Origin of the sequence: Roseateles sp. (genome assembly GCF_047654805.1) — a bacterium.
In the GTDB taxonomy this organism is placed as follows: Bacteria; Pseudomonadota; Gammaproteobacteria; order Burkholderiales; family Burkholderiaceae_C; genus Pelomonas.
In genome coordinates, this window is the sequence record NZ_JASGIV010000001.1 from 129,479 (window position 1) to 142,288 (window position 12,810).

The following is a 12,810-nucleotide window of genomic DNA, read 5'->3' on the forward strand; positions in this document are numbered from 1 at the left end:
CCGCCGGATCAGAGAGACGGGCTCCAGCGCAGCGAGACCAGCACCGTGCGTGGTGCCGACGCGTAGCCGTAGGCGGTCGTGTAGTCGCGGTCGAAGGCGTTGTCCACGTTGAGCTGCATCCTCAGTTCGCGGCTGAACTTGTACTGCGCACTCAGGTTAAACAGGCCGTAGCCACCCAGGCGGCGCGTGTTGGCGGCGTTGTCGAAACGCGCGCCGGACCACTGCACGCCGGCGCCCAGCAGCCAGTCGCCGAGCGCGGTGTCAGCGCTGACGGTGCCCAGGCGCTTGGCTCGGCGGGCCAGCAGCAGGCCGGTGCTGGCGTCCTTGGGCGCCTGCAGGTCCAGCGTGGCCTTGAGGTTGACGGACGCGAGCCGGGTGCCACCGGCCAGAGTCAGACCTTGCAGGCGGGCCATGGACACGTTCTGGTAGCAGCCGAAACTGCTGTTGCAGCTGCCGGCTGCGCCGAAGATGATGAGGTTGCTGATGCGGTTGCGGTAGGCCGTGGCGGACAGCTCATGGTCGCCCGAGCCGTACTTCAGGCCGAACTCGACGTTGTGGCCCTTCTCGGCATCCAGTGGTGTCACGCCGGGCTTGCTGAGGTCGGGGCCGTAGACGGTGCCCTGCTGGTACAGCGTGGGCGCGCGGAACGCGTTGCCGACCGAGCCGACGACGCGCAGGCCCGGCGACACCTCGTAACCGGCCAGCAGCGTGCCAGTGTCGGCGCCTCCGAACTGGCTGTCGTCGTCGTGGCGACCGTGGGCCTGGAAGCTGAATGCGCCGGCGTTGAAGATGTAGCCGGCGCCGATCGCGTTGCGGTGGCGCTTGCCGACGCCGGCCGTCACGAGGCCGCTGTTTTCCAGCTTGTCCTCGGCGCGTTCTCCGGTGAAGTTGACTTGCTGGCCCGGGGCCAGTTGGTAGTAGCCGGTCAGCGCGACGTTCTTGATGCGCGTGATCGTCAGATAGGGGGAAGGCGTCGTCTCATAGCGGTCGCGCGACTCGCCGTAGCTCAGCTGCGTTTGCAGTGCAGGCGCCCATTGCGCCGTCCAGGCCAGGCGCGCGGCATCGGTGTCCTGCAGCGTGTGGTCGTCCACCAGTGGCTTGGACCGAGAGGCGTCGTATTGGCCGTTGACGTGGCTGCGCATTGCGACGACTTCGGCACGATGAGCTTCTGCGATCTGCGCGCCCAGGCGCAAGCTGCCTTCGCGGCGCCGGTAGCCGTCGCGGTCGGGCACGTAGCTGAAGGTGCTGTCGGGGGTGGTCGCGTTGAAGCCGGTGCTGCGATCGAAGGCCGCAGACACGGCGTAGTCGAAGATGCCGGCGCTGCCGAACACGGCGCCGTCAATCTTGGCGGTGCCCAGGTTGCCGGCGGCGACGCCGAGGTCCACTCCGGCATTGTTGCCACCCTTGCGGGTGAAGATCTGCACGACGCCGCCGACGGCGTCGGAGCCATAGATGGCGCTGGCCGGGCCCTTCAGCACTTCCACGCGCTCGATCTGGGCCAGCGGGATGCCCTGCCAGCTCGCGCCGCCGGTGGACTGCGAGTCCACGCGCACGCCGTCCACGAGGACCAGCGTGTGACGCGTCTCGGCGCCACGCAGGTACAGCGATGTCGTGGACGCGGGTCCGCCGTTGCGGACCATCTCGGCACAACCGTTGTTGCGCAGCAGGTCGGCGAGGCTGGCCGAGGCCTGGCGCTCGATGTCGGCACGGGTGATGACGGTCAGGTCGGCCAACACCTCGGACAGCTTCTGCGGCGTGCGTGTGGCGGTGGTGACGACGGTATCGAGCTTGTTCTGGGCGTGGGCGGACGCCGCCAGGGCCAGGGTGGACAGGGCGAGCAGCGACCGACGGGCCGCGAGGAGGGAGTGGGACATTGAATGAAGCGGGCACGAACACTCAGCCGCGCTGACCCCCGCAGCACCGCTGAAAAACGGCTGCCGGCCTGCTGGCACGGCAACCCCGTCGTTGGCCGGTATCCGGGCTGGTGGCGCTGCATTCGAGACCTTCCCAGCCATGAGGCCAGTGGTCGTGGATCGAACGCTGAGGCTGGGAGCCTCGTCCACTTACCGTTGCGGGGACAGCTCAGGTTAGGTTGGCCGCGCAGCGGATCCCCCTCCTGATTCCCGTTGAACTGCGGCCGCCATGGAGGCGGGCGCGAGCACCAACGGTATGGATTCTATCGGCCGGCGCCAATGCCCCGTGCGGCTTGCGCGGCCCGACCGCGCTGGGCGCCCTCGCTATCGGCAGCGCCGCGCCCGGATGAGGGGCGGCAGGGGACTCATGCCGCGGGAGTTGGATCCGGCGGCGTGGGCTTGGGCGGCTTGGGGCGCGGCGGCTTGGCGTGAATCTTGGCCAAGGCCTTGTCCATCTGGCCGCTCAGCATCAGCTCGACGGCGCCATAGCTTTTCTCGATGCAATCCTCTATCGCCTGGCGCTCGGTAAGCGGCGGCTTGCGCAGCACGTAGTTGGCGACCTCGGCCTTGTGGCCCGGATGGCCTATGCCCAGTCGCAGCCGCCAGAACTCGCCGCTGCCAAGCTGCGCCCGCATGTCTTTCAGCCCGTTGTGACCGCCGTCGCCGCCGCCCTTCTTGAACTTCATCTCGCCAGGAGCGAGGTCGAGTTCGTCGTGGATGGCCAGGATCTCCTCCGGCGCGATCTTGAAGAACCGCGCCAGCGCCGCGACCGACTTGCCGGACAGGTTCATGTAGGTCATGGGCTGCAGCAGCCAGACCGGGCCCGACGCGCCGGGCGCACCATTCACGCGGGCGACGAGACCGTGGTAGGCCTTGTCCGGCGAGGGGCTCACCTTGAGCCCGCGCGCCAGGCCGTCTATCCACCAGAAGCCGGCGTTGTGGCGAGTGTCTTCGTACTCGGAGCCGGGGTTGCCCAGGCCCACCATCAGTTTGATCATGGCCGTGATCGTAGCTTTGGGCCTCAGCAACGCAGCAGCTACATTCGGCCGGGACACTGGGCCGCCATCAGGAGTGGACCGAATGCAAAACAAGGATTCCAAGCGCAGCAGGACCTGGGTGTTGATTGCCGTGGCCGTGGCCGGACTGGCCCTCGCGGGCTGGTGGTGGAAGGGGCGGGACGGCAGCGCCGCTGATGGACCGGCCGGGGCAGCGTCAGCCGCGTCCGGCGCCGGCCGCACGCCCGGAGGGCGCTTCGGCCGCAGCGGGCCGCAGCCGGTCTCCGTTGCCATGGTGCAGCGGCGCGACATGAACGTCATCGTCGACGCCATCGGCAGCATCGCCTCGGCCAACACGGCTGTCGTGCGGGCCAAGGTCAGCGGCGAGCTCAAGGCCCTGTACTTCCATGAAGGCCAGCCGGTGAGGGCGGGCCAGGTGCTCGCGCTGATCGATCCCAAGCCCTACGAGATCGCGCGCGACCAGGCGCTGGCGACGCTGGCCCGCGACCAGGCCCAGCTGGAGAACGCACGCGCCGACCTGGCACGCTACAAGGACCTCGTCGCCAAGGATGCCGCGCCGCGCCAGCAGCTCGACACCCAGCAGGCCCTGGTGCGCCAGCTGGAGGCCACGCTGCTGTCCGACCAGGCCGCCGTGGACAACGCCAAGCTGCAGCTCTCCTATACCCGCGTGACGGCGCCCATCGCCGGGCAGGCCGGCCTGAAGCAGGCGGACCTGGGCAACAACGTGACGCCCAGCGACACCAACGGCATCCTCAGCATCGCCCAGACCCAGCCGGCCGCCGTCGTCTTCGCCGTACCCGACGCGCGTCTGCCGCGCATCCGCCAGCAACTGGCCGACAAGCAGGCATTGGCCGTGCAGGCCTGGGACCGCGAGCGCAAGCAGTTGCTGGGTGAAGGCCGGGTGGCGAGCACGGACAACGCCATCGATGCGACGACGGGCACCATCAAGGTCAAGGCCTTGTTCGCCAACAAGGACAACAGCCTCTTCCCCAACCAGTTCGTCAATGTGCGCCTGCAGCTGGACCGGCTCAAGGACGTGCTTGTCGTGCCCAGCGCCGCCGTGCAGCGCGGGGCACCGGGCACCTTCGTCTATGTCGTGACGGACGGCCAAGTCACGCTGCGCAAGGTCGTGCCGCTGGCCACTGATGGCGACTCGACGGCCGTGCAGGGCGAGCTCAGGCCCGGTGATCAGGTCGTTACCGACGGGGCTGACCGTCTGCGCGATGGCGGCAAGGCCGAGGTCATCAAGACACCTGCGGCGGGAGCCGCGTCGGGCGGAGGGCGTGGCCGGGGCCGCAGTGGTGCGGCCAGCGCTGCATCGAGCGATCCTGCCAGTGGAGCAGAAGCGGCCGGCGGCGATCGGTCGCGCTGGATGGAGCGCGTACCGCCCGAGATGGTCGAGAAGCTCCGGGCCATGAGTCCAGAGGATCGCCGCGCCTGGCTGCAGGAGCATCGCGCCTCCGCCGCAGGCTCAGTACCTGCCAACTGAGGCAGCGGCCATGAATCCGTCACGCCTGTTCATCGCGCGGCCGGTCGCGACCTCGCTGCTGATGCTGGCCATCGTGCTGGCCGGTGCGCTGGCCTACCGGCTGCTGCCGGTGTCGGCCCTGCCGGAGGTGGATTACCCCACCATCCAGGTCACTACGCTCTATCCCGGCGCCAGCCCGGACGTGATGACTTCCTCCGTCACAGCCCCACTGGAGCGCCAGTTCGGCCAGATGCCGGGGCTGGCTCAGATGTCGTCGACCAGCTCCGGCGGGGCCTCGGTGATCACGCTGCGCTTCGAGCTCAGCCTGTCGCTGGACGTGGCCGAGCAGGAGGTTCAGGCGGCCATCAACGCGGGCAGCAACCTGCTGCCAAGCGACCTGCCCATGCCGCCGGTCTACAGCAAGGTCAACCCGGCGGATGCGCCGGTGCTGACCATCGCGGTGTCGTCGGCCACGCTGCCAATCACGCGCGTGCATGACCTCGTCGAGAGCCGCCTCGCGCAGAAGATCTCGCAGGTGCCGGGCGTTGGCCTGGTGGGCATCGCGGGCGGCCGGCGGCCGGCCGTGCGCATCCAGGCCGACCCGGGTGCATTGGCCGCGCTGGGGATGTCCATCGACGACGTGCGCACGGCCATCTCGTCCGCCAACGTCAACCAGTCCAAGGGCAGCTTCGACGGGCCGCTGCGGGCCTCCACGCTGGATGCCAACGACCAGCTTCGCAGTGCCTCCGAATACGCCAGCCTGGTCATCGCCTACAAGAATGGCAACCCCGTGCGGCTCAAGGACGTGGCCCGCCTGGTCGACGACGCCGAGAACCTGCGACTGGCAGCCTGGGCTGGGCAGGCGGGCCAGTCCTCCGTGTCGGCCGTCATCCTGAACGTGCAGCGCCAGCCCGGTGCCAACGTCATCGACACGGTCGACCGCGTGCAGGCCGTGCTGCCGCAGTTGCAGGCCAGCCTGCCGGCCTCGCTGGATGTGCGGGTGCTGAGCGACCGCACGACGACCATCCGTGCTTCGGTGCGTGACGTGGAGCATGAGCTGCTGTTCGCCATCGTCCTCGTCATCGGCGTCATCTTCGTGTTCCTGCGCAGCCTGCCGGCCACCATCATCCCGGCTGTCGCCGTGCCGGTGTCGCTGGTGGGCACCTTTGGCGTCATGTACATGGCAGGCTTTTCCATCAACAACTTGACGCTGATGGCGCTTGTGATCTCGACGGGCTTCGTCGTCGACGACGCCATCGTCATGATCGAGAACATCGCGCGCCACATGGAGGAGGGCGGCGAAACGGTGAGTGCCTTCGACGCGGCCCTGACCGGCTCCAGGCAGATAGGCTTCACCATCATCTCGCTGACGGTGTCGCTCATCGCGGTGCTGATCCCGCTGCTGTTCATGGGCGACGTGGTGGGACGCCTGTTCCACGAGTTCGCCATCACGCTGGCGGTGTCCATCCTGATCTCGGCCTTCGTGTCGTTGACGCTGACGCCCATGATGTGCGCGCGCCTGCTCAAGCACGAGCACGACGAGGATCACGGTCGTCTGTGGCGCCGCGTCGGCAAGGCTTTCGATGACACCATCGCCGCCTACGGCCGCATGTTGAACTGGGTCCTGGACCGTTCGGCGGTGACTCTGGTGGTCTTCATAGCAACGCTGGTGCTGACCGGTGTTCTCTATCTGCTGGTGCCCAAGGGCTTCTTTCCGGTGCAGGACACTGGCCAGCTCCAGGGCATCACGGAGGCCGCCCAGTCCACCTCCTTCTCTGCCATGGCCGAACACCAGCAGCGGCTGGCAGAGCGCGTGCTGAAGGATCCGGCCGTGGAGAGCGTGTCCTCCTTCATCGGCGTGGATGGCGGCAACACGACGCTGAACCAGGGCCGGCTTCAGATCACCCTCAAGCCCAAGGAGGGGCGCGGAGCGAGCGCGGCCGAAGTGGCGCGTCGCCTCGCCGACACGGTGGCGGACGAGCCCGGCATCTCCCTCTACCTGCAGCCGGTGCAGGACCTCACCATCGAGGACCGTATTGCGAAGACCCAGTACCAGTTCACGCTGTCCTCGCCGGACTCGGCCGAGCTGAGCCGTTCCACCGCGGCCGTGCTGGATCACCTGCGAGGACTCAAGTCCATCGTGGACGTCGCCAGCGACCAGCAGGAGCTGGGCCTGCAGGCCTACGTGGACATTGATCGCGACGCGGCTGGGCGACTGGGCGTCAGCGTCGCCGCCATCGACAGCGCCCTCTACAGTGCCTTCGGTCAGCGGCTGATCTCCACCATCTTCACGCAGAGCAACCAGTACCGCGTCGTGCTGGAGGTGGCGCCTGACTTCCGCGCCGGATTGGACGGTCTGAGGCGGCTCTACGTGCCGGGCACCGGTGGCACGCAGGTGCCGCTCAGCTCCGTAGCCCGCTTCGCCGAGAAGCAAGCACCGCTCGCGGTCAACCACGTCGCACAGTTCCCGTCGTCCACGATCTCCTTCAACCTCGCGCCGGGTGCGTCGCTGGGCGAGGCTGTGAAGGCCATCAAGGCCGAGGTGGACGCGCTGCAGCTGCCGCTCAGCGTGGAGACTCGCTTCGAGGGTGCGGCGCTGGCCTTCCAGGCGTCGCTGACCAGCACTCTGCTGCTGATCCTGGCGGCCATCGTGACCATGTACATCGTGCTGGGCGTGCTCTACGAGAGCACCATCCACCCGTTGACCATCCTGTCCACGCTGCCCTCGGCTGGTCTGGGTGCATTGCTGGCGCTAATGGCCTTCCGGCTGGACCTGGACATCATCGCCATCATCGGCATCGTGCTGCTGATTGGCATCGTCAAGAAGAACGCGATCATGATGATCGACTTTGCGCTGGAGGCGGAGCGCGACCTGGGGCTGAAGCCGCGCGAGGCCATCTATCAGGCATGCCTGCTGCGCTTCCGGCCCATCCTCATGACGACGATGGCCGCGCTGCTGGGTGCGCTGCCGCTGATGCTGGGCACGGGTGTTGGCAGCGAGCTGCGCCATCCGCTGGGCGTGGTGATGGTGGGCGGCTTGATCGTCAGTCAACTGCTCACGCTCTTCACGACACCAGTCATCTATCTCGGTTTCTCTGCGCTGGCCGCCCGTCTCAAGGGCAGCCGCCACCAGCCGGCGGGCAGTGAAGGGGCCGCGGCGTGAACCTGTCGCACGTCTTCATAGCGCGCCCCATCGGCACGGCGCTGATCACCTGCGGCGTCGCGCTGGCCGGGGCCATCGCCTACCTTTTGCTGCCCATAGCGCCGTTGCCGCAGGTGGAGTTCCCGACCATCTCGGTCAGCGCATCCCTCCCAGGCGCCAGCCCGGACACCATGGCCGCGACGGTCGCCACGCCGCTGGAGCGTACGCTGGGCAGCATCGCTGGCGTCACCGAGATCACCTCGTCGTCGTCGCTGGGCAGCACCCGTATCACGCTGCAGTTCGACCTTGGCCGAAACATCGATGCCGCGGCGCGCGAGGTGCAGGCCGGCATCAATGCATCCCGCGCGCTGCTGCCCAGCGGCATGCCCAGCAACCCGACCTACCGCAAGGTCAATCCGGCCGATGCACCCATCATGATCATCTCGCTGACGTCGGACACGCTGACGCGCGGCCAGATGTACGACGCCGCGTCTACCGTGCTGGCGCAGCGGCTGTCGCAGGTCGATGGCGTGGGCCAGGTGACCGTGGGCGGCGGCGCGCTGCCGGCTGTGCGCATCGAGCTGGACCCGAACAAGCTGGCGTCCCAGGGCATCTCGCTGGATCAGGTGCGCGCGGCCGTCGTTGCGACGAACGCCAACCGACCCAAGGGTCAGCTGGAGTCCGAGGGCCGCTACTGGCAGATTGCCGCGAACGACCAGGCCAAGACTGCGGCCGAGTACGCGCCGCTGGTGTTGAGCTACAGGAACGGCGCTGCCGTGCACCTGCGTGACGTGGCCGACTTGCAGGACAGCGTGCAGGACCTTCGCAACGATGGCCTGGCCAACGGCCGCCAGGCCGTGCTGCTGATCCTGAACAAGGCGCCCAGCGCCAACATCATCCAGACGGTGGATACCGTGCGCGGCCTGCTGCCGCAACTGCGCGCGTCCATCTCGCCGGCCATTGATGTGAACGTCGTCATGGACCGCACGGCCACCATACGCGGCAGCATCGTGGAGGTGCAGCGCACGCTGGTCATCGCCTTCGGGCTGGTCATCGTCGTCGTCTTCATCTTCTTGCGGCGCTTCCGTGCGGCGCTGCTGCCAGCGGTGGCCGTGCCAGTGTCGCTGGCTGGCACGTTCGGTGCCATGTACCTGCTGGGCTACAGCATTGACAACCTTTCACTGATGGCGATGACCGTGGCCACCGGCTTCGTCGTCGATGACGCCATCGTGGTGCTGGAGAACATCTCGCGTCACATCGAACGCGGCGTGCCACCGCGCGAGGCGGCGCTGCGCGGAGCGCGCGAGATCGGCTTCACCGTCGTGTCGATCTCGTTGAGCCTGATCGCCGTCTTCATCCCCATCCTCGCGATGGGGGGCATCGTTGGGCGGCTGTTCCGCGAGTTCGCGGTGGTGCTGTCGGTGGCCATCCTGGTGTCCATGGTGGTGTCGCTGACGACAACGCCCATGATGGCCGCCACGCTGCTCAAGCCGCACGCCGCTGCACGCCGGCCCGGGCGTTTCGGCCGGGCCATGGCTCGGGCCCAGCGCGCGCTGATGCGCGGCTACCGCCGCTCGCTGCGCTGGACGCTGCGCCATCAGCCGCTGGCGCTGATGGCACTGATCGGCGTCATCGTGCTGAACGTGCACCTGTACATGACCATCCCAAAGGGCTTCTTCCCGCAGCAGGACACAGGGCTGATGGTGGGCGGCGTGCAGGCCGACCAGGCCAGTTCCTTCCAGTCCATGCAGCTCAAGCTGCGCACCTTCCACGACATCGTGCGGGCGGACCCGGCCGTTGCCAACGTGACCGGCTTCACCGGCGGGGGCCAGCGCAACAGCGCCAACATGTTCATCAGCCTCAAACCCCGCACCGAGCGCAAGGAGAGCGTGGACGACGTCATCAACCGGCTTCGCGGCAAGCTGGCCAAGGTGCCGGGCGCCAACCTCTTCCTCGCACCCGTGCAGGACATCCGCATCGGTGGCCGGCAATCCAACGCGGCCTGGCAGTACACGCTGCAGGCCGACGACTTGGCCGACCTGCGCACCTGGGAACCGCGCATCCGCCGCGCACTGACCGAGGTGCCCGAGATCACCGACGTCAACACCGACCAGCAGGACAAGGGCACGCAGACTTCCCTTGTCGTCGATCGCGACGCGCTGGCGCGGCTCGGCATCACGATGAGCGCCTTCGACAACACGCTGAACAATGCTTTCGGCCAGCGTCAGGTGGGCGTTATCTACAACCCGCTGAACCAGTACCGCGTCGTCATGGAGCTGGCTCCCGTCTGGCTGCAGAGTCCGCAAACGCTGGACCGTCTGATGCTGACCAGCAGCGGCGGCCAGCAGGTACCGCTGTCGGCCGTCGCCCGCGTCGAGACGACGAATACGCCGTTGTCCGTCAGCCACCAGAGCGGCACGCCGGCCAGCACCATCAGCTTCAATCTGGCGGAAGGTGTGTCGCTTTCCGACGCGGTGACGGCCGTCAACGACGCCGTCGCGGGCAGCGGTGCTCCGGTGTCGGTGCGTGGCAGCTTTCAGGGGACGGCCCAGGCCTTTCAGTCTTCGCTGAAGTCTCAGCCGCTGCTCATTCTCGCGGCCGTCGTGACCATCTACCTGGTGTTGGGCATGCTTTACGAGAGCCTGATCCATCCGATCACGATCCTGTCTACGCTGCCATCGGCTGGTGTCGGCGCGCTGCTGGCGCTGATGGCCTTCAAGACCGACTTCACCATCATCGCGCTGATCGGCGTCATCCTGCTGATCGGCATCGTCAAGAAGAACGCCATCATGATGCTGGACTTCGCCATCTCGGCGCAGCGCGCGGCCGCCGAGCGGGGGCGGCGGCTGACTGCCGGTTCGGCCATCTACCGCGCGGCGTTGCTGCGACTGCGGCCCATCCTGATGACGACGGTGGCAGCCGTCTTCGGTGCCGTCCCGCTGGCCCTGGGCCACGGCGAGGGCGCGGAGTTGCGCGTGCCGCTTGGCATCTCCATCGTCGGAGGCCTGCTGCTGAGCCAGCTGCTGACTCTCTACACCACGCCTGTCGTGTTCTGCTGCATGGATCGGCTGAGCCGCAGGCGCCCCAAGGCCGCGCCTGTCGTTGCGGCCACCGTCCAGACCGCGACCTGAAGCCATGCCGAAGACCGCCCTCGCTCCCCTGACCCTGGCCCTGCTGCTGGCCGGTTGCGCCGTCACCCCGCAGCGCCCGCCCGCCGAGGCCGCTCCCCCCGCGAGCTTCCGGGGTTCGGACGATTGGCAGCGCGTGGCACCTGAGGTGGCTGTGCCCGAGGACTGGTGGACGATGTTCAAGGACCCGGTGCTCGACGGCCTCCAGGCCGAGCTCGTCGTCGGCAACCAGAATCTCGCTGCGGCGCTGGCCCAGGTCAGTTCGGCGCGTGCCGTGCTGCGGGCCAGCCAAGCGGCCATCTTCCCGACGCTGTCCGTCGGCGCTGGCAGCACGCGTTCGGCGACTGCGCAGAGCAACAACGGCCAGAGCACCGTGTCGACCAGCAACTCGCTGACCGCCAATGCAGCCTGGGAGATCGATCTCTGGGGGCGTCTCGCAGAGGGTGTGAAGGCTGCGGGCGCGAGCTACCAGGCCAGTCAGGCCGATCTTGCCGCGTTGCGCCTGTCGGCCCAGGCGACATTGACGCAGAGCTATTTCTCGCTGCGCACTGCCGAGGCCCAGCAGGCACTGCTGGAGCGCACCGCGGCTGCCTACCAGCGCGCGCTGGAGCTGACTGAGGCCCGCTACGCGAGCGGTGTCGCCGCACAGACGGATGTGCTGCAGGCCCGTACCCAACTTCGCAGCGTGCAGTCCCAGCTCAGCGATATGCGCACGCAGCGCGCCCAACTTGAGCATGCCCTCGCGACGCAGCTGGGCAAGCTGCCAGGGCAGTTCCGGCTGCCGTCGAGTAAAGATACGGCCCATCTACCCGAACTGCCGCCGGTGCCGGACCTGGTGCCGTCGACGCTGCTCGCCCAGCGCCCCGACATCGCCGCCGCACGGGCGCGCCAGACAGCCGCCTACGCGCAGATCGGCATTGCCGATGCGGCTTTCTTCCCCTCGGTCAGCCTGTCGGGCAGTGCGGGCTATCGTGGGTCCTCCTGGTCCAACCTGGTGTCGGCGCCCAACCTGCTGTGGTCCATTGGCGCGGCCGTGGCGGCACCGCTGCTGGACGGCGGCCAGCGCAGGCTGGCCAGCGATCAGGCCCGCGCATCGGCCGAAGCGGCGACGGCCAATTACCGCCAGGTGGTGCTCACGGCCTTCCAGGAGGTCGAAGACAACCTCGTGCAATTCGCCGAGTCAGGCGCATCACTGGCCTTGCAGCGCGATGCGTTCGAGGCGGCCGAGCGCAACCTCGACCTGGTGCTGAACCAGTACCGTGCCGGTACGGTCAGTTTCTTGAACGTCAGTGCAGCGCAGACCTCGGCGCTGACGGCGGAGGGCAACCTGCTTTCGTCGCGAAATCGTCAGCTGGTGGCGGCCAACCTGCTGCTGAAGAACCTGGGCGGACGGCTGCCGCCGTCGTCGGCGCAGCAATGAAAAAGGGCTCCGTGCGGAGCCCTTCGTCTTGGCTGAAGCCGGCGAGAAGAATTACTTCTTGCCCTTCTTGCCCTTCTTGTCGTCGGCGGCCGGAGCGGCAGCCACGACGATTTCCTCGACCTTGGGCTCGACCGGCGTCGCGATGACGGGGTTGGGCTTGCCGTGGGTAACGACCTTGACGCCGGCGGGCATCTTGATGTCGTTGACGTGCAGCGAGTGACCCTTGGTCAGGCCGGACAGGTCGATCTCGATGAACTCGGGCAGTTGCTGGGCCAGGCACGTGATCAGCAGCTCGGTGACGACGTGGTTGACCGTGCAGTGGTCGGTCTTGACGGCCGGCGAGGTCTCTTCACCGATGAAGTGCAGCGGCACCTTCTTCGTGATCTTGGTCGTGCCGTCCACGCGCTGGAAGTCAGCGTGCAGGACTTGCGGCTTGTAGGGGTGCATCTGGAAGTCGCGCAGCAGCACTTGCGTCGTGGTGCCGTTCAGCTCCATGTCCAGCAGCGAGCTGTGGAAGGCTTCCTTCTTGAGGGCGTGGAAGAGCGCGTTGTGATCGAGTTCGATCATGGTGGGCTCACCAGCGCCAAAAACGATACCGGGCACCTTGCCGGCGACTCGCAGGCGGCGGCTCGCTCCGGTCCCCTGCAGCTTGCGCTCAAAAGCGACGAACTTCATGGTTTATCTCCAAAAAGAGAACGGCACCCGCGACCAGGCGCCGTATTG

The 12,810-nt window shown here is 67.6% G+C and carries 7 protein-coding genes and 1 riboswitch; of the genes, 4 read left to right on the forward strand and 3 right to left on the reverse strand.

What is annotated here, in order from left to right; translation table 11 throughout:
• Positions 1-8: 8 nt before the first annotated feature.
• Both QM732_RS00605 and pth read right to left on the reverse strand, forming a co-directional pair.
• Positions 9-1,874 carry a TonB-dependent receptor plug domain-containing protein gene (locus QM732_RS00605; RefSeq protein ID WP_415654278.1) on the reverse strand — a complete coding sequence of 622 codons (1,866 nt, stop codon included), beginning with the start codon at positions 1,872-1,874 and terminating at the stop codon, positions 9-11.
• A 75-nt stretch (positions 1,875-1,949) separates the two neighbouring features.
• Positions 1,950-2,181: riboswitch (cobalamin riboswitch) on the reverse strand.
• Between the two features lie 97 nt (positions 2,182-2,278).
• Complete coding sequence (gene pth, locus QM732_RS00610) at positions 2,279-2,911, reverse strand: aminoacyl-tRNA hydrolase (RefSeq protein ID WP_415654279.1); 633 nt, start codon at positions 2,909-2,911, stop codon at positions 2,279-2,281.
• Between the two features lie 82 nt (positions 2,912-2,993).
• Between pth and QM732_RS00615 the strand changes: the two genes are divergently transcribed.
• The 4 genes from QM732_RS00615 to QM732_RS00630 are packed head-to-tail and all read left to right on the forward strand — an operon-like array spanning position 2,994 to position 12,087.
• Complete coding sequence (locus tag QM732_RS00615) at positions 2,994-4,418, forward strand: MdtA/MuxA family multidrug efflux RND transporter periplasmic adaptor subunit (protein ID WP_415654280.1); 1,425 nt, start codon at positions 2,994-2,996, stop codon at positions 4,416-4,418.
• A 10-nt stretch (positions 4,419-4,428) separates the two neighbouring features.
• Complete coding sequence (locus QM732_RS00620) at positions 4,429-7,560, forward strand: MdtB/MuxB family multidrug efflux RND transporter permease subunit (RefSeq protein WP_415654281.1); 3,132 nt, start codon at positions 4,429-4,431, stop codon at positions 7,558-7,560.
• The gene (locus QM732_RS00625) at positions 7,557-10,670 is read left to right on the forward strand and encodes a multidrug efflux RND transporter permease subunit (protein WP_415654282.1); all 3,114 of its coding nucleotides are present in this window, start codon (positions 7,557-7,559) and stop codon (positions 10,668-10,670) included. Before QM732_RS00620 ends, QM732_RS00625 begins: the two co-directional genes overlap by 4 nt.
• Before the next feature lie 4 nt (positions 10,671-10,674).
• The gene (locus tag QM732_RS00630) at positions 10,675-12,087 is read left to right on the forward strand and encodes an efflux transporter outer membrane subunit (protein ID WP_415654283.1); all 1,413 of its coding nucleotides are present in this window, start codon (positions 10,675-10,677) and stop codon (positions 12,085-12,087) included.
• Positions 12,088-12,138: 51 nt separating this feature from the next.
• On the opposite strand, the gene QM732_RS00635 is transcribed toward QM732_RS00630, so the two are convergent.
• Positions 12,139-12,762: a 50S ribosomal protein L25/general stress protein Ctc gene (locus QM732_RS00635; protein WP_415654284.1), complete on the reverse strand. Its 624-nt coding sequence runs from the start codon at positions 12,760-12,762 to the stop codon at positions 12,139-12,141.
• Positions 12,763-12,810: the final 48 nt, after the last annotated feature.